Annotated in this window: 14 protein-coding genes and 1 pseudogene; 10 read left to right on the top strand and 5 right to left on the bottom strand. The window is 39.9% G+C overall.

Going from position 1 to position 18,606, the window contains the following annotated elements:
• Positions 1 to 192: 192 nt before the first annotated feature.
• From G4P69_RS00110 to G4P69_RS00120, 3 genes are all read left to right on the top strand, one after another.
• On the top strand, positions 193 to 834 hold the full coding sequence (locus tag G4P69_RS00110) for a hypothetical protein (RefSeq protein ID WP_208339421.1): 642 nt from the start codon (positions 193 to 195) through the stop codon (positions 832 to 834).
• Between the two features lie 465 nt (positions 835 to 1,299).
• Positions 1,300 to 1,839 carry a COP23 domain-containing protein gene (locus G4P69_RS00115; protein ID WP_208339422.1) on the top strand — a complete coding sequence of 180 codons (540 nt, stop codon included), beginning with the start codon at positions 1,300 to 1,302 and terminating at the stop codon, positions 1,837 to 1,839.
• A 197-nt stretch (positions 1,840 to 2,036) separates the two neighbouring features.
• A complete protein-coding gene (locus G4P69_RS00120) occupies positions 2,037 to 5,498 on the top strand; it encodes a serine protease (protein WP_243902160.1) in 3,462 nt (1,153 codons plus the stop codon).
• A 370-nt stretch (positions 5,499 to 5,868) separates the two neighbouring features.
• Here the strand turns inward: G4P69_RS00120 and G4P69_RS00125 are convergent, their stop codons facing one another.
• Complete coding sequence (locus tag G4P69_RS00125; RefSeq protein WP_208339423.1) at positions 5,869 to 7,797, bottom strand: protein kinase domain-containing protein; 1,929 nt, start codon at positions 7,795 to 7,797, stop codon at positions 5,869 to 5,871.
• Positions 7,798 to 8,024: 227 nt separating this feature from the next.
• Here G4P69_RS00125 and G4P69_RS00130 point away from each other — a divergent pair, with 227 nt between their 5' ends.
• From G4P69_RS00130 to G4P69_RS00140, 3 genes are all read left to right on the top strand, one after another.
• Complete coding sequence (locus G4P69_RS00130; RefSeq protein WP_208347907.1) at positions 8,025 to 8,201, top strand: hypothetical protein; 177 nt, start codon at positions 8,025 to 8,027, stop codon at positions 8,199 to 8,201.
• A gap of 127 nt (positions 8,202 to 8,328) precedes the next feature.
• Positions 8,329 to 9,645, top strand: a complete 1,317-nt coding sequence (locus tag G4P69_RS00135) for a DUF4910 domain-containing protein (RefSeq protein ID WP_208339425.1) — start codon at positions 8,329 to 8,331, stop codon at positions 9,643 to 9,645.
• A complete protein-coding gene (locus tag G4P69_RS00140) occupies positions 9,633 to 10,373 on the top strand; it encodes an SDR family oxidoreductase (protein WP_208339426.1) in 741 nt (246 codons plus the stop codon). Before G4P69_RS00135 ends, G4P69_RS00140 begins: the two co-directional genes overlap by 13 nt.
• 21 nt (positions 10,374 to 10,394) lie before the next feature.
• Here the strand turns inward: G4P69_RS00140 and G4P69_RS00145 are convergent.
• The 3 genes and pseudogenes from G4P69_RS00145 to G4P69_RS00155 all read right to left on the bottom strand — a co-directional run bounded on the left by G4P69_RS00145 (position 10,395) and on the right by G4P69_RS00155 (position 11,503).
• Positions 10,395 to 10,811: pseudogene (locus tag G4P69_RS00145) on the bottom strand (PIN domain-containing protein).
• Positions 10,811 to 11,038 (bottom strand): hypothetical protein, encoded by a 228-nt coding sequence (locus G4P69_RS00150; protein WP_208339427.1) that lies wholly within the window; start codon positions 11,036 to 11,038, stop codon positions 10,811 to 10,813. Before G4P69_RS00150 ends, G4P69_RS00145 begins: the two are co-directional and overlap by 1 nt.
• Positions 11,039 to 11,125: 87 nt before the next feature.
• Positions 11,126 to 11,503, bottom strand: a complete 378-nt coding sequence (locus G4P69_RS00155) for a hypothetical protein (protein ID WP_208339428.1) — start codon at positions 11,501 to 11,503, stop codon at positions 11,126 to 11,128.
• Positions 11,504 to 11,598: 95 nt separating this feature from the next.
• On the opposite strand from G4P69_RS00155, the gene G4P69_RS00160 reads away from it, so the two are divergent.
• The 4 genes from G4P69_RS00160 (at position 11,599) to G4P69_RS00175 (ending at position 17,763) form a co-directional block, all read left to right on the top strand.
• Positions 11,599 to 14,142, top strand: coding sequence for a U32 family peptidase (locus tag G4P69_RS00160; RefSeq protein WP_208339429.1), 2,544 nt, complete (start codon positions 11,599 to 11,601; stop codon positions 14,140 to 14,142).
• Between the two features lie 179 nt (positions 14,143 to 14,321).
• Positions 14,322 to 15,254 carry a ribonuclease D gene (locus G4P69_RS00165; RefSeq protein ID WP_208339430.1) on the top strand — a complete coding sequence of 311 codons (933 nt, stop codon included), beginning with the start codon at positions 14,322 to 14,324 and terminating at the stop codon, positions 15,252 to 15,254.
• A 56-nt stretch (positions 15,255 to 15,310) separates the two neighbouring features.
• On the top strand, positions 15,311 to 16,150 hold the full coding sequence (locus G4P69_RS00170; RefSeq protein ID WP_208339431.1) for a tetratricopeptide repeat protein: 840 nt from the start codon (positions 15,311 to 15,313) through the stop codon (positions 16,148 to 16,150).
• 398 nt (positions 16,151 to 16,548) lie between these two features.
• Positions 16,549 to 17,763 carry a glycosyltransferase gene (locus G4P69_RS00175; protein WP_208339432.1) on the top strand — a complete coding sequence of 405 codons (1,215 nt, stop codon included), beginning with the start codon at positions 16,549 to 16,551 and terminating at the stop codon, positions 17,761 to 17,763.
• Positions 17,764 to 17,843: 80 nt separating this feature from the next.
• Here G4P69_RS00175 and G4P69_RS00180 read toward each other — a convergent pair whose 3' ends face one another.
• Positions 17,844 to 18,470 carry a hypothetical protein gene (locus G4P69_RS00180; protein ID WP_208339433.1) on the bottom strand — a complete coding sequence of 209 codons (627 nt, stop codon included), beginning with the start codon at positions 18,468 to 18,470 and terminating at the stop codon, positions 17,844 to 17,846.
• Positions 18,471 to 18,606: the final 136 nt, after the last annotated feature.

Consider the following 18,606-nt stretch of genomic DNA (forward strand, 5'->3'; position numbering starts at 1 on the left):
ACCCCTGAGTTTATGAGCAATGCTGGGTTACCCGAAGAACTTTTTGAGCCGGGTGAATTCAAAAGCTTAATCAGTATAATTTCAAACACTGATAATGATTAAGACATAACAGCCTCGGCGCAGATAAAAGATGATATTTAGGTGTACTTAAGTCGGATCAGAAACGTCATAAAATATTAAGAGGAAAGTAATATGACTAGCCGATTTATTACTTCAAAAGATTTTGAAGACCATAAGGGTTTACAACAGAGGCTGATGAATTTGCCAGAGTCAGAGCAATTCGATGAGATAAACAGCCTTTTAGATCGAAACTTTGTTATTGGTTTACAGTTTGCCAATGCTATATTAAAGGACAAAAAATACTTTGAGCTTCTGCTACAAAGAGGACTAGAGAAAGCAAATGCAAGTGAAATAGAACTTTGGCTAAAGTATTTAGTCCCACGTATTGGCTTCCGGCGCATTATAGCCATCCTATCTAACAAATTATCACAAGAGCCAACTCAAGTAGCTAAGGCTTCGTACTGGTTGCCCAAATTTCTACCAAAAGGAAATGAACAAGCAGCAAGATTGCTAAAAAATCTTTTGAATCAGGAAAAACAAATGTTAGGTGAAGAGTACAAAGTTGTTAACCCTTCAGGGCAAGTTTATAAATTAATTTTAAGAATTAAAAGCACAGGTGAATTTGCTGTTTTTGTTGGCTACCAATTGGGTAGTAAGGGTTCTAGAATAATTGTAGAAATTCTCGATTCACAAAACTTATCTCCGACTGGTGGAGTTAGGCAAGTATCACCTGGGGATATAGAGATTCTCGACCCACAACCTTATGATGATTGAAACTTAAAGTAATAATGCACTACTAGACATCTCCGAAATAGGAATCTTTTATGTTCAGAGGGAGCAGGGAGTAGGGAGCAGATTTCTTCTGTTCGCATTTCAATGAGAAATAAAAAAAATAAATATGACTTGTGAATATACAGAAAAGCCTGCATAATCATTTTAGGAGAACCCAAAGTCAGTAGACCGAAAACTTTTCAAATTCGACGAAAGAATAAGGGTTTCAGCTGATGGGATTGGATTTGGCGATCGCTCTGTCAGTGAAATCAGAACAAAAGTTCTTGAAAAGCTCCTTACAAGCTGATTTCAGATCTTAGTATCCCAAAGCGACAATCAAGGACTGGCGAAGCTTCTGGAAAACTTTTCAGTCTACTGAAAGTACAAATATTTCTGTACCTAACTTTTTGGAGTATTCCTTTCTCGGTTTGTAGTGAATATTGAATAGTTATTAAGGATGACAGCACCATGCGACTCACGTTGTTTACGAGTATCTTAGCTGCAAGCGGGATCGCCCTCAGCAGTATGATAATTATTAGTCAGCGCAGCAATGCTCAAACTCCCACCAACTCTTACTTTTGTGGCAAAAGTAAGGACGGTGTACCAACTACATTTGCCCGGACACCAGCAGGGGATAAAATACAAATAATTCGTTGGGAAAAAAAAAGAATAGTCGGCAATTATACTCCTGAAGACCGCTGTAATATAGTCTCTCACAACTTTCAAAAGGCTTCTCAAGATGATGTCCTAAATTATATAACCACTGGGAGGAGCCCAAACGGTTATCCAGTGTTATGCGCTGCTGAGCGATACGGAGAAGCATGCAGTTATATACTACTGACAATTGTTGAAAAAAATGATGACACTGCCAAAAGAGTAATCGAAAATTTGGCAGCACTTGGTGCTGTGGCGAACGGACCAGTTGTTCAATCTTTCCATAGCTCTGGTCAACCCTTTATCGATATGTCTAAGTTACTACAGGTAGCACCAAAGGAAAAATCTAACTAAGTAGCCGTCTTTAACAAGAAAGAATTTAGGAGTCAGGAGTTATTTGGGAACGCATGGCTTCTATGCGATTTCCACGCTAAGAGATCCGATTCTGTCTCCTGATTCCTAATTCCCAACGCTATTAATTGTGTCTCTAAGCTCCTGTCCAGACGCGATTAATCCCGTCTGTACGTCACCTAACTCCTGACAAATTTAAGATGAAGAAAAAACAAAAGAAACATTACTCACTGGCTTTGGTTGCTGGGATGAGCAGCTTGTTAGTACTACCAATGCAGGGTTTTTATCTCAGTGTTTCTGCGCCCAAGGCTGTCGCACAACAGCAAACCTCCCAACTTTCGCAAGAGCAATTGAAAAAGATAGCAAAGATAGCTAAATCTATAACTGTTAGAATTATCTCTGGTAACAAGGGCGGTTCCGGTACATTGGTGAAGAAAGAAGGTTCGCTGTTTACAGTTATCACTAACAGGCACGTTTTGGAACCAGGTAAACCCCATCTCATTCAGACAGCCGATAGTCGAAATTATCAAGGCGAGGTCGTTAAGGGAGTTAATTTTGGCAGTCGGGATTTGGTTTTATTGCAGTTTCGGTCTAATGCTAACTATCCTGTAGCATCCTTTGGAAAATCAGCCTTAAAACTAGGTGATGATGTGTATGCTGCTGGCTTCCCCTTTAAGGATAGTCCCTCTGAAGCAAGGCAGTTTGACTTTAAAAGCGGGCAAGTTTCGAGTTTATTAGGAGAAAAAAAATTACAGGGTGGGTATGGGATTGGATACACCAATAATATACAAAAGGGTATGAGCGGAGGACCTCTGCTAAATAACCAAGGTCAGCTAGTAGGTATAAATGGTATCCAAGCTCAACCGCTCTGGGGTAATCCCTACAAATATGAGGATAATACTCAACCTAATGATACACTGCGGCAGGAGATGAAAAGCTCTAGTTGGGGAATACCCATTGAGATATTGGCAGAGTCAGCTCCCCAATTCGTCGCAGCACAGGTAGCACAACAGTCAGGGACTGCGGCGAAAGCATCTACTGTTCCTAAGTTGACAAATCAGGTTGACAGCATTGCCAAAGAGATTACAGTGTTTATCGATTCGGTAACTGACCAGGGGTCGGGGGTGATTGTTGCTAAAGAAGGCAATACCTATTATGTTCTTACTGCTGGGCATGTAACAAGTGTCAACAAACAGATTACTGTGTTTACCCCAGACGGTAAAGAATATCCAGTGGATATTAGCAAAGTCAAAACTTGGCGTGGTATAGACGTAGTGTTGTTACAGTTTACTAGCAACGAAAGATATCAAGTAGCGACTTTGGGGAACTATGGCTTGGACTCTGAAGACCAAGTCATTTTTGTCTCTGGGTTTACCAAAGCAAAACAAACAAATGTCAAACCTAGTCGCCAACTCAGCGCTGGGTTTCTTTTAGGTTGGAGTAGCACTTACGCAAACGCCAGAGATGATCGCTCTTTTTCAACTGGGTATGGGCTTGTCTACACCAATCTTACTGTAAGAGGTATGAGTGGCGGACCCGTATTAGATGTTGACGGAAACTTAATTGGGATTCACACAGCAGCAGAAGCAGAAGATTTAGAAACAAAAACTAATAAGCGCACATTAGAACTGGGTTATAGCTTGGGTGTCCCGATTCGTGCTGCGTTGGCAAAACTAAAGCAAGAAAACACTCAATTTAATTTTACATACAAGAGTTGTCCCGGAGCACAAAAGAGTTGTCCGCCCAGCAAACTCACTGCTGCACAACAAGATGAAATCGTTACAGCTTCTCTAAATTTAAAACAACCGGAAAGTAGCTCTGATGAAATTGAATGGCTAAATTTTGGTAATAAACTCTGGAGATTGCGTCGGTACAGAGAAGCAGAGCAAGCTTTTGACAAGGCAATTACAAAAAAGCAGAATTTTCCCGAAGCTTGGTACGCACATGGTATGGCACTGAAGCTTCAAAATAATTATAACCTAGCTATTCAATCATTTAGGAAAGCTATTAGTTACTATAACCGTACAGATTCTGAACAACTTTCTCAAGCTTGGCGTCAGGTAGGTGATTCATTTTGGTACTTAGGGGAATATGAAGAAGCACGCAAATTTTTTCTTAAAGCGATTGACTTTAGACCTGATGATTTTATCCTTTACAGCTGGCTAGGTCAAGCACTAATGGACTTAGGACGTTACCGGGAAGCACTAGAGGAGGTTAATAAATCTCTTAGAATTAATCACAATCTTCTTGATAGCTACATCCAGCTCAGTAAAATACATGAGTCTTTACAAGACTACTCTGCAGCAATTGACGACATAAACAAAGCCTTGGAACTTCAGCCAGATTTAGCCTTTGGCTATGCACATCGAGGTTATCTCCATTCTTTGCAGGAGGACTATACTGAAGCGCTGGCTGATTTAAACAAAGCTATAGAATTACAGCCTAAGTATTTTGATGCTTATAGCACCCGTGGACAAGTCTACGCCCGAATGGGAAATCCTCAAAAATTTGATGAGGATTTTCAGCAAGCTCTTCGCCTCAAGCCTAACAGCACGGATATTTACTCTAGCCGAGGTGATGCTTACTCGCTGCTGGGAGATACTCAGAAAGCAATTGACGATTACACGCAAGCCATACGCCTTTCTCCTAAATATGAATTAGCCTACCAGTTCCTCACACAGCGTGGGTCGGTTCGTTATAAGAACGAAGACTATCAAGGGGCAATAAAGGACTACAACCAGGCTTTGAGCTACCAACCAAACTATGTTCCAGCGTATCTACGTAGAGGTGATGCTTACGCTAAATTAGGAAAACGACAAGAATCAATGAGGGATTTCGATAAAGCCGTGAGCCTCCAACCTGATAATCCCTTTGTTTACAGTCGCAGGGGAAATGCGCGATATATCTTGAAGGATAATAACGGGGGAATGGAGGACTATAAAATAGCCATCGACAAGGCTCGTCCATACCTAGCAGATTTATTTTACGCTTATCGGGCTCGTGCCAGAGATGAGCAGAAAGACTATCCAGGCGCGATTGAGGATTACAGCCAAGCGATTACACTCAAACCCAAGAAAGCGGAATTTTATCGCGCTCGGGCTTTAGTCAGATCAAATCAGAAAGACTATCAAGGAGCGATCGCGGATTACAGCCAAGCTATTACACTCAAACCTAATAAAGCGGAATTTTATCTTGATCGGGCTTGGGTCAGATATGAGCAGGAAGAATATAAAGGAGCGATCGCGGATCTTAGCCAAGTTATTCAGATCAAACCCAAGAAAGCGGAATTTTATAGCTATCGGGCTTTAGTCAGATCAAATCAGAAAGACTATCAAGGAGCGATCGCGGATTACAGCCAAGCGATTAAGCTCAAACGCAATGATTCACAATTTTATCATGATCGGGCAGCGGTCAGATTATATCAGGAAGACTATCAAGGAGTCATTGAGGACATGACTATCGCTATCAACCTGAAACCGGATTTTGCTGACGCTTACTATGGTCGTGGCTGGGCTAATCAGATGTTAAACAATAAACAAGCAGCAATTAAGGATTTACAAAAAGCTGCCCAACTTGCTCATGACCAAAGTGATATGGTCGTTTATAAAGCAGCACAGGATAAGATCCATGAACTCACTTCAACAGTAGAATCACAAAAATGAATCTTGAGGCACTTATGTTGCCTGTATGAGACTCCTATATATTAGGACCCCAGGGAATTTCTGCCACAGCTTGTGGCAGAATTATTCCATCCACACCTGCTACAACATCCACAACACTTTTGACAAAACAATTCAAAATTCAAAATGATAAATACTAAAAAAACTTTAGTTGTGGGATACAAGCCCACTAGAAAAACTGTTAGGTGCGAGATGCTGTAAGGCACGAGAAATGCTACGTCCTTGTCTCAAGCCTACGGCTTCAGCCTTAGGTGATAATTTTGAATTTTGAATTATTAATTTTGAATTGGAGCGAAGCGAGTGACATCTTGAGTATAAGCGAGATAAAAGGCTCTTATCCGCCAGAATAAAATCAAGGAGACACCTGCCAAATCCTAACAGTCTGATCCACACTGCCACTGGCTAAGGTTTTACCATTCGGAGTAAAGACGACAGAGGTAACTTCTTTGGTATGCCCTTGTAGGGTGCGAATTTCCTGTCCAGTTGTGGGATTCCATAGTTTTATCGTGTGATCTGCACTACCACTGGCAAGTGTATTACCATCCGGGCTGAAGGCGATCGCATTCACTGCATAAGAATGCCCTTTGAGAGTTCGGCTTTCTTGTCCGCTTTGGATATTCCACAGTTTTATAGTCTTGTCAGCACTACCGCTGGCAAGAATTATTCCATCTGGGCTGATTGCAACTGAATTCACTCGAGACGAATGCCCTAGAAGAGTGTGGTACTGTCCGCTTTCTATATTCCACACCTTGATGCTACCATCAGTACTACCACTGACCAGAGTGTTTCCATCGGAAGTCATAGCAACTGATCGTACCTCTTGGAAGTGCCTTTGGAGAGTTTTGATTTCTTGTCGGGTTGACAAATTCCATACTTTGATGCTACCGTCAGCACTACCACTAGCCAGAATTTCTCCTTTTTTACTAAAGGCAATGGACGTAACATCTCTATTATGACCTTGGATAATCCCAAGCTCCTGTTTAGTGACAAGATTCCATAATTTAATAATATTCTGACTGCTTCCACTAGCAACCGTATTGCCATCTGAACTGATGGCAACATTATTAAGCTGCCCAATATTTCCTTTTAGAGTGTCAGAAAGTTTGCCAGTCGATAAATCCCAAAGTCGAAGTGTAGTGTCCCAACTACCACTAGCCAGAGTTTTTCCATCTGGGCTGATGGCGACGGAAGTAACAATTTTGGAATGTGCGCTCAAAGTTTTCAGGAGACTGGGATTGGAATTATCAACTACAGGGTTGACAACAGAGTTAGATGAATGAGATGATTTCCACAAAAACACACCCCCCCCAATGCCCAAAACTAGTATCGCACTACCCACCAGCAGTAGATTTTTATGCTTATTGTTGACTGGCGTCTGTTGTGGTATTGGTTGAGGAATCAAATCTTGAATGACTTCATCCGCTGATTGATAACGTTCCTGAATCTCCGTTTTCAATAGTTTATCGAGAACATTTCTCAAATTACTACTCATTGGATCTGTCAAATGGCGTTGCCAATTAGAAATCCAACCATAACCTAGCCTTGTCCATAATTCAAAAGGAGAAACCTTAGTCAGCAGATAAAAGCAGGTAGCTCCCAAGGCAAACAAATCACTAGCTGGGTAAGCCTTTCCATCCTGCATCTGTTCTAGAGGACTATAGCCATATGTACCAATAATAGTTCCTGGTTTAGTCTGAACTGCTTGACTGAGTTCCTTAGATGCGCCAAAGTCAATCAGCACCAAACGCCCATCACTCTTTCGGCGCATGATATTCTGTGGCTTGATATCTCGGTGAATGACGCTGTGCTCGTGGATAAACTTGAGTACAGGCAACAAGTCGAGCAAAAACTCTCTAATTTCCTTTTCATTATACTTTTCCCTTTGTTGCAAATCCTTGAATAAATCCTGCCCATCAATAAACTGTTGCACCAAATACAAATTGTTATCCTGCTCAAAGTAAGCAAATAACGTTGGAATTTGCGGGTGTTCTCCCAACTGTTGCAGTAGTCTTGCCTCTGCTTCAAAGAGTTGCCTTGCCTTAGAAAGTATTCCAGCTGTCCGACCTTTAGGAGCTAATTGCTTGACTACAAAGATTTGATTAAAATTGTATATATCTTCCGCTAAATAGGTTCTACCAAAGCCACCCTCGTTTGAAAGCAACTTAGTCACGCGATAGTGTCCCCCCAGAAGAGGAATTAGTTGTGTCTGGCAACTGTGGCAAACATTTTCACTATCAGGATTTTCAGGGTTTACACAATCCGGATTCAGGCAATAAATCATATGCCTTATAAGGGTATAATTAGATTTGGTTTATAGTACTTGTTGTCCTGTAACCCAGATTACTATAATTTCAAAGTTTGTAGTAAGCGCTTTAACTCCTACTGCGACCCTTAATATTATAGGTTGACAATTACAAAAGAAGGAGAATTAACGGCTAAACAGTATTCTCATCTGGATCACACTATACAGAAGAAGATACTAGCAGTTTTCAAGAGATGATGCGACGCATGGAAACTCCCGAACCACAACTACGCAAACTCAAGTTAGAAGCGCTACAGCGCGATATCGTCCTGGGTGTAGAACAGTTGCACAAGGGAAAATATAGTGAATATGACGACGAGTCTTTACCAAGTTTGCTGCAAATTATTCAACAACGAGGACAACGTAAACTGAATCACGAATGAATAAGAATTTGGAGAATCAATATAAATATACGTTAAAAAGATATTGAACTTTTGATGAATATTTTAATAAAAAATTATACTAATCTATAATTAAAAGCAAAATTATACTGAAACTCAACTAACTAAAATGGCAAGATCTGATATAGGAACGGATATTAACCTGAACGGCGTCGGTCAAGAAATGTATGAGTTTATAACTGACTTATATCCTATTTGCCGAAGTATTACAGGTGATGGATTACGGAAAACGCTTCATTTAATAGAAAAACATATTCCCTTAAATATCAATGAAGTCAAAAGTGGAACAGCAGTATTTGATTGGACGGTTCCTAAAGAATGGAATATTAGAGATGCCTATATTAAAAATTCTAGTGGTGAAAAAGTTGTTGATTTCAAAAAATCAAATCTTCATGTACTAAATTACAGTATACCTATCAATCAAAAGATGCCTTTAAGTGAGTTAAAGGCACATTTATTTTCATTACCCGATCGTCCTGATTGGATTCCTTATCGAACTTCGTATTATAAAGAAAATTGGGGATTTTGCATTAGCCATAATCAGTTATTAGAATTGAAAGACGAAGAATATGAAGTTTATATCGATTCTTCGTTGGAAGATGGTCATTTAACTTACGGCGAGTACTACATTAAAGGAGAAAAAGACGATGAAGTTCTGCTTTCATGCCACTCCTGTCATCCGTCGCTGGCTAATGATAATCTTGCTGGTATTGCCTTGGCAACATACTTAGCTAAATATCTAAGTGAAATTAGTCCCTCTTATTCTTATCGCTTTATCTTTATTCCTGGAACAATTGGCTCTATTACCTGGCTCGCAGAGAATGAAGCCCATGTTGATAAAATTAAACACGGTTTGGTTTTAACGTGTTTGGGTGATCCTGGCAAGTCTCACTATAAAAAAAGCCGTAGAGGTGATGCTGAGATTGATAAAGCTGTTATTCATGTGTTGCAGCGCTCAGGTCAAGATTATGAAATTCAGGAATTTTCACCGTATGGTTATGATGAGCGTCAGTTTTGCTCACCAGGATTTAATTTGCCAGTAGGCTGTTTTATGCGATCGCCCCACGGGACATATCCTCAGTATCACACCTCAGCAGATAATCTAGACCTAGTTCAACCCCAATATCTTGCCGATTCATTCTCAAAAATTCTCTCGGTTTTACAGATTATAGAGAACAACAAAAAATACTTAAACCAAAACCCTAAATGTGAGCCACAGTTAGGAAAAAGAGGACTATACAGTGCTATTGGTGGCTTGACTGATACTAAAAAAACCGAAATGGCGATGTTATGGATTTTAAACTTTTCTGATGGTAATCATACTCTATTGGACATTGCCGAAAAATCAGGTTTAGAGTTTGGTTTGATCAAGAAAACGGCAGATACATTATTACAGTTCAATTTGTTAAAAGAATGTCTAGAATAAATACTACTGTTTTTAAAGAACAAGTTGCTGTAGTCACAGGAGCCAGTAGCGGAATAGGTAAAGCGATCGCCTTAGAACTTGCAGCACAAGGTGCTAAGCTTTGCCTGTTAGGACGTAAGTTGGAATCACTATTCGCGATAGCGAAAATTGCCCAAGAAACTTCACCTCAAGTTAGGTGTTACCAATTAGACTTAACGCTAGATGAAGATATTCGGCAATTTAAAGCGCATGTTGACATAGATTATGGTCAAGTTGATCTACTCATTCACAGTGCGGGAGTGTATTCGCTTGGAGAAGTAAAAACTGCTTCTGTACAAGACTTCGACTTACAGTACCAGACAAATGTTCGTGCTCCCTATATCCTGACACAAGCTTTGCTACCCAACCTACTATCCAGTCAAGGGCAAGTTGTGTTTATCAACTCAACGGCGGGTTTAATTGCTAGAGCAGGTGTGTCACAATATGCTGCTACCAAACATGCACTAAAGGCGATCGCAGACAGTCTTAGAGATGAAGTCAATCCTCTAGGAGTGCGTGTCCTAACTGTATTCCCTGGAAATACCGCTAGTCCTATGCAAGCAGCGATTTGTGAGATGTTAGGCAAACCATATAACCCTGAGCGTCTCATACAACCAGAGGATGTAGCTAGTGTAGTGGTTCATACTCTCAGTTTACCTCGCACCGCTGAAGTCACTGAAATTAAAGTTAGACCTTTCTTAAAAAGTTAATGACAGAAGGCAAAATTGATATTACTGAACCAGACGAGTGATCAACTCTCTTGGTGACAACACTGGAATGGCTGTACCTGTAAACCCAGCTAGATCACGAGTAACAATCCCATCTAAATGAGTTGTGATTGCACAGGCGATTTGCACTGCATCTTCAAAATCCTGAAACCTAAGCGCGATCGCCTGTTCTAATACTGCACGATCTACTAGACAAATTTCCATCAATACTAATAGACGTGTTACGGCTGTAAGTGCTACTTCATCGCTTTGCGTCTGTCGTCTGACTAAGTAATAAATATCAGTAATCGTAGATGCGGAAATAAACCCCTCCAGTTCACCTGCTTATACCGCTTCAAATAAGACTCTAGCATCATTCACAAACGGATCACGAGCTAACAAAGCATCTAACAAAACATTTGTATCAAATAAAATTCGCATTACAGATACTTATTTACTCGCCGCTCGTTTAACATTACCTGTACTTCTTCATCAGTTGGTGGTGATGCATTTGTCTTCGCAATTCCAATCAAACTTGCAGCCAGTCCCTGTTGTTTGCTCACTGGCATTGTTTCCGCTTGCAGTGAGTGCAGAAGTACATTCACCAACTGCCAGCGTTTCTCAATTGATAATTGCAACGCTTGATTTTGAAGTTCTTGAAGTGTCATTTGTTTTGTCACCAATGGATTTTTTACTAACTCAAGACTTATGATAGCTTGAAAAACAACTAGTTAAGTATGGAAGCTACACTAGCATTACTTTGAGACTTTACCTACCATCTTGTCGGTTGAAGATTCTAATTCAACCTCTTGTGACTCAACAAAAGTTTTGTGTTCAGAGCTTATAAATTCTTCAAATAATTCAAAGAAACGTAAGAGCGCAGTGCGTTCATCTTCTGAGTAGAAGAGGATGACTTTATCCCAAGATTGGCTGGAGGAAATGTTGAATTTTTGCTGAATCCATCCTTGGAATTGTGTAAATTTTTTTTCTTGCTCAGTTTGAGAAATGCCTAGTTCCCGACGAGCAAGAATATAACCTGCTAAACACGAGCGGAGGTTACTGATCGCGGCTTTCCCCAGATACATAGAAGGTCTTTTCTTAATTTTTTGGATCAATTCGTAAAAACTGCTCATACTAAATTCTATTGCAATGTTCAAGAAAAGTTTGGCAAAAAAGCGGTTGTGATCGATATGATCGCTATGGTGACTTATAACCTTCCACAAACCTGATGACCTCTAAACAACCAGAACTACTCGCCCCAGCAGGTAATTGGGACTGTGCCAAAGCTGCTATTGAAAATGGAGCAGATGCGATTTACTTTGGTTTAGACCGATTCAACGCCCGTATGCGAGCCCAAAATTTCACAGAAGCAGACTTACCCAAATTGATGGAATTTCTGCATCGTCGGGGTGTGAAAGGCTATGTCACTGTTAATACGCTTATCTTTCCACAAGAACTAACAGAAGCAGAGCAGTATCTCCGCACAATAATTGCAGCAGGTGTGGACGCGGTGATTGTACAAGATGTAGGAATTTGTCGTCTCATTCGTCACCTTTCACCAAATTTTCCTATCCACGCATCCACCCAGATGACCATTACCAGTGCAGCTGGGGTAGAATTTGCTAAGTCGCTTGGCTGTCAATTAGTCGTTCTCGCCCGGGAATGTTCGCTTGAGGAAATAGACAAAATACAGCGCCAACTTAACAAAACAGAAACGTCACTTCCTTTAGAAGTTTTTGTTCATGGTGCTTTATGTGTAGCATATTCTGGTCAGTGTTTAACCAGTGAGGCTTTAGGGGGGCGTTCTGCTAACCGGGGGGAATGTGCTCAAGCTTGTAGAATGCCTTACGAATTAATTTCTGATGGAGAAATTGTGGATTTGGGTAATCGCAGATATTTACTCAGTCCACAGGATTTGGCAGGGCTAGAAGTTTTGCCAGATTTGGTGAAAGCAGGAATAACTTGCTTGAAAATTGAAGGTCGCTTGAAAACTCCCGAGTATGTTGCTAATGTAACTCGTGTGTATCGAGAAGCCCTAGATAAGGTGATAGTAGATATTTACCCAACCCCTGCTTTAACTCAAGGGAACCGAGCAAGGTTTGTTAATGAAGGATGGGGAAATCAAGAGCGTTACAATCTGGAAATGGCTTTTTCTCGCGGACTTTACACCGGCTGGTTTGGTGGTATTAATAATCAAGAATTGGTTCATGCTCGGTTTGGTAAAAAGCGTGGTGTTTACTTAGGGGAAGTCACTAGTATTCGCAATGAGCAAATAAGGGTACTTTTGCAGGCTCCAATTAAACCCGGAGACGGTGTTGTATTTGACAGTGGTCACCCGGAAGCTCAGGAAGAAGGCGGGCGGGTTTATTCTGTGGAAATGCGGGGGCATGAAGCAGTACTGATTTTTGGTCGACGTGATTTAAATCTACGTCGGATACATGTGGGTGATCGAGTTTGGAAAACTAGCGATCCAGAATTAGATCGCCAATTACGCCAGAGTTTCTCTCTGGAAAATCCACAATTTCTGCGTCCGATTTACTTAGAGATTTATGGAGAACTTGATCAAAAACTAATAGCGATCGCGCGTGATGAACTAGGTCATATTGTTCAAGTAGAGTCTGCAAACTCTCTTGTGGAAGCACATACCAAACCTTTAACGACAGAACGTTTGCACGAACAGTTTGGTCGTCTTGGCAATACTTCCTTCTGTTTAGGTTCGCTTACTAATCACCTTGAAGGTAATTTCATGCTACCTGTGAGTGAGTTGAACCGGATGCGACGAGAAATTGTAGTGCAGTTGGAGGAATTGCGATCTGCTTGCAGCAGCGCTTCGCTATCGCAAGCAAAGCTCTGGGAATTAAACCCAAATGCTTCCTTGTCAAACTTACTTCCTTCAGTAGTCAAAACCCAAAACAACTGTGACTCGTTGTCTCTTATCGTGCTAGTGCGGAACTTACAGCAACTAAAAGCAGCATTTCAAGCAGGAGTTGATACACTGTACTGTGAATTTGAAGATCCACGTGCGTATCGTGAAGCAGTAGAGATAGTCCATCAACAAGGGAAACACAACGAAACTCGCCCTAACATCTGGGTAGCACCACCTCGGATTACAAAACCAGGGGAGAACTGGATTTTGCAGCAAGTACGCTCTTGTAATGCGGATGGTTATCTAGTACGTAATTATGACCATCTCAAATTTTTTGCCCAAGAGCGTTGTATCGGCGATTTTTCTCTCAATGTTGCTAATCCATTAACAGCAGATTACTTTAAGCATCGCTTTAATTTAGAAAGGCTTACAGCATCCTATGATCTGAATATTACCCAACTAGAAGACTTGCTTACGAGTTGTTCACCCAACTGGTTTGAGGTGACGATTCATCAGCATATGCCTATGTTTCACATGGAGCATTGTGTGTTTTGTGCTTTTCTGTCTAATGGGACTGATTATACTAACTGTGGAAGACCCTGTGAAAAGCATGAGGTAAAATTGCGAGATAGAGTTGGGACAGAACACATACTCCAAGCAGATACAGGCTGTCGAAATACAGTATTTAATGGGACAGCACAGACGGGAGCAGAATACGTACAGCGTTTGGTAGAACTAGGTTTGCAACACTTACGCATCGAATTTCTCAACGAAAGTCCTGAACAAGTGCATCAAACCATAGATTGCTACCGTCAACTATTGCAAGGCAAAATTACAGGTGTTCAACTTTGGCGAAAGTTAAAATTGCAAAATCAGCTCGGTGTTACTCGCGGTTCATTGGGTTAATTCTTCTTAGATGATTTACAGGAATAAATATACCACCCTAGTTGGTTTCGGCTTCGCTCAACCAACTGAGAGATCGCGAGTTGAGCGAAGTCGAAACTCGCATTCCCCAGGTATTTTCTTTCTTGGAAATCACCTTAGATAATAGAGAAGTTTATCCAAATCTCAGGAAATGTTAACCAATGCCTTATCTAACGTCAGCAAGCCAAATGCGTCTTGTTGTTGCTGAATATACCACAGCAACAACTTTGTGGATAGATACAGAAGTCGCTGACTATAACAAACGCCATCCTAAACTCTCACTCATTCAGGTATTAGATGATCCAACAGATTTAAGTGGCGATCGCATCTACCTTTTAGATGTACTAGAAAAACCTGATATTGTTGCTGAGTTTGTTGATAAAATCATGCTTAATCCTGCTATTAACAAAGTCTTTCATAACGCCAGCTATGATTTGAAATTCTTGGGTAATAAAAAAGCAAAAAATATTACTTGCACTTTAGAAATGGCAAAAAACATTCCCTATTATCTCTTACCATTGCCCAACTACCAACTTAAAACTCTAGCTACTGAACTTTGTAATTTCCAAAATATAGACAAAAAAGAGCAAACAAGCGATTGGGGAAAGCGACCTTTAACTGAAGAACAAATAGAGTATGCTTACATGGATTGTATTTATCTTGCCCAAGTCCACCTGCGTCTGATAGAATTAAGCCAACAAAGTAACCCAGATAGCGCTACGGAGAATTTAACAGCACTGACCGCACGATATACTCAAATTGAGCATGAATGGAAAGTCTTGAACTCAGAATTTGAGTATTTGCAAGAGCGCATCAAAAAAGCTATGCAAGCTCAAAATATATCTGAAACTACGGATTTTAAACTGACTAGCTATGAACGTGCAACAGCAAAAGTATCGTTTACAGAACTTGTCAGGTTAGCACAGTCCAAAAATCTCGATTTTGATTTTCCCATCACACTGACTCAAAAACTTCAAAAGGATTTAGGAGAAAACCTGGAAGAATTGTCTGTAGATATCGAAACAACGAACAGTTGGCGACTAACTCCCAAAAAACAGGAAAATGACCAAAGCAATGATGAAACCAATGCGTAACTATCAATCAGAATTACACATACAAACTATTAAGTTGTATCTGGTTATACGAAATTATGAAATGGCGGTTATTTGAGGAAGAATTTACAGGGGTGGGCAAATTATTTGGTATAGCTGCATTTACCGCATTAATCACAATACTAACCGTTTCTTGCAGCCAGAGCAACGATTTAAAAGTGGTAACGGAAATAGGAGTTCGTCCTCCTAAACCTCCAACTAAACCATCGAAAGCTGGTGATTTTTATATTCAAGGACAGTACAAACATATAAAAGGTGACTCGGCTGGCGCGATCGCCGCTTATACTAAAGCAATTAGCTTGAACCGTAATTACGCCGCAGCTTACAATAGTCGCGGGCTTGTACATTTTGAGATGGGAGACAAAAAAGCAGCGATCGCTGATTACGACGAAGCGATTCGTCTCAATCCCAAAGAAGCAGTTGCCTATAATAATCGCGGCGATGCTCTTGCTGATCAGGGAGATATATACGGCGCTATACAAGATTATAATCAAGCGATTAGCCTTGCTCCCAACTATGCTCAAGCCTACAATAATCGCGGCAATGCCTATGCAACTCAGGGAAAAACAGATGACGCGATAGAGAATTACAATCAAGCCATTCGTCTTAATCCTAAATATGCTGCTGCTTACAATAATCGTGCAAACTCTCGTGCAGCTAAAGGAGAAATAGATGGCGCGATCGCCGATTACACTCAAGCAATTCGTCTCAACCCGAAATTTGGCGTAGCCTTTAATAACCGGGGAAATACCCGTGCCGCCCAGGGAGACAAAGAGGGAGCAATGGCAGACTTACGGAAAGCAGCTGAACTTTTTCAGCAGCAAAATAATCAAAGAATGTACCAACAAGTCATGAGTAATATAAAACAGTTACAATAATCACAGATTTGTTAGATTTTTCTACAAGTTTTTGTAAACTCTCGATAAAGTTTGCCTTATCGTAAAAAAACGATGGCATCAAATATTACTTTGCATGGTATAGTAATTTTACTGCAGATAAATAAATATATCTGTGTGCTAAGCCAGTTCAGTTTTAGAGAACCGATGTATTAAAACAGTGAACAGTCAACAGTTATCAGTGATCAAAGCATATGGTGCAGTGATAAGTGATAGCTGATTAACTGTTAAAACTGTGCTTCGCGCTCGTATAAACACATTATTCTTGACTGATAACTGATAACTGATAACTGATAACTGATAACTGCTAAAAGGGGTTCCTTCTGCCAAATTTTGTACTTTATCAAAGAAGAGTTCTAAATCTTAGTTTGGAAAAAAGTATGCTTAAAACATGTTCTATCTTGTTTTTTGAAAATCATCTTACCCTAGCCCCTACGGTTCTAAATTTATCAATGCTTATAGAAAAATATGTTGATGCTCTGACTATCTTTGCAATTGAAAATAAGAAAATACCTCTACCTGAAAAAATAGGAACCAATGGTAAGATTGTATATTTTCCTGAAGGGTTTAATTTATATAATTTTTCTAACCAAATGAAATTTTTCACTTTAAGTAGAATAATAGAAATATTTATTTTTAATCTTCAGATTTTTGGATATTTGCAACAAAGTGAAAATAAAGATAGCACACTCAAGACTAATCTTAATATCGCAGTTGATTTTCATGGTCTAGCTGTTGCATTAGTATTATCATACTTATATAAACAGAAGTTTGTATTTGTTTCATTGGAACTAGAAGAGTTAAGAAAATTCGGATATATTTCTAAGCCTTTCTATGAGATGGCTAAGTTAGCTTATAGAAAAGCCGAAGCTGTGATTGTTCAAGATGAAGATAGATTTAAAGCGCTTTCGGAATACTGCCAATACAATCATCCGAAAGTTTTCTATTTACCTAATGCACCACTTAATGGTTTTTTAGACAATCCAAATGGCAAAAACTTTTTTAGAGAAAAATTTAATTTAAGTGGCGATAAATTTCCCTATATTGTTTTGTATGCTGGAATGCTCAACGATGATCTTTATTTAAAAACATTAGCTGAGTCTTTTGTATCTATTGATAATGGGTGTGCATTGGTATTTCATGGAGCAGATAGACGAGGAATTAAAGAAGGAGATGATTATGCACAATCTTTGAGAAAGCTAAACTCCAAGAACTTGTTTCTTTCCTTAGATCTACTTCCCTATGAAGAACTATCAAAAATTTATTCGTCATCGACTATAGGTATAGCTTTCTATAAATACATTAATGATAATTTCGGTAAAATAGCAAAAGCTTCTGGAAAATTAGCTCAATATTTAAAGCATGGGAAGCCAGTTTTAGTGAACAATATCCCATCACTTTCTCAACTCGTTGAAGAATATGAAATTGGTATTGTCATAAATGATCCATTTGATACTCAAGAAATCAAATCAGCTATTGATAAAATACTAAGTTCTTACGATTTTTATAGTAAAAATGCTAAATCTTGCTTTGAATCGGAGTTTAATTTTGAAAAAAAAGTAGAACCTATATTATCTTTTATAAATTCTTTATAGACTGAAGCTCTATGAGCCAAGTCAGAAATAGGCAAGCGACAAAAAGGAAGGGGGGTTTAACAGTTATCAGTTATCAGTTATCAGTTATTAGTTAATTTCGGACTGGACAGATCTCCACACATCCAAATCAGTTTGCCTAGTAGATCTGAAATAGGTTCCAAAGAATAGTCTTTCAAATCCACGGTTATTTGGTTATATTCAAGTTTGAGAAATCGCCATAACAACCCACTACTAACACATCCATAAACTGGTTTCGGTTCTTCTCCTTCCCGCTGGTTAAATTGTTGTGCTGCAACCATTTCCGCCATACACTGTCCCATGCCGCTGTTAATATCTGCTTTTTTCGCTTCTACCAGGACGACTACTGGAGACTCAATTTCTAACTGTTCGGGTGATCGGCTAATTAGAAAATCACAAATACCAGACAGCCCGACTTCAACGTTAACCGTGAAGTCTTGACCTGAAAACAAACTCACTTGACGCTTGAGAAGCTTGCGGACTTCCACTAAAATAGGGCTAATTAGTAGTTCAGATTTTGCTTTCTCACTTGGCAGTGCAGCAGCAAGGGGAAGGTTTTCTTCTAGCACCTCCAACAAAGTAGAAGTTGGTGCAGCCGGAGAAATTGCTGGAAAAAAGGAGGTACCTTCTATGGTCTCAATTCCAAAGGTTTGCTTCACTTTACCAACCGTAAAATCGCTGTATGCCATAAGTCTTGACCTATTCCAAGCGTAGGTTGTCGCCTCTTTATTGTAGGGGTTAGTGGTGTCGCCAAACGCCGCACCACCACAAATTTAAGGTGCGTTACGGCTTCGCCTAACACACCTTGACCAATCGTATTGTCTA

The organism is Aetokthonos hydrillicola CCALA 1050, assembly GCF_017591665.1.
Taxonomy (GTDB): domain Bacteria; phylum Cyanobacteriota; class Cyanobacteriia; order Cyanobacteriales; family Nostocaceae; genus Aetokthonos; species Aetokthonos hydrillicola.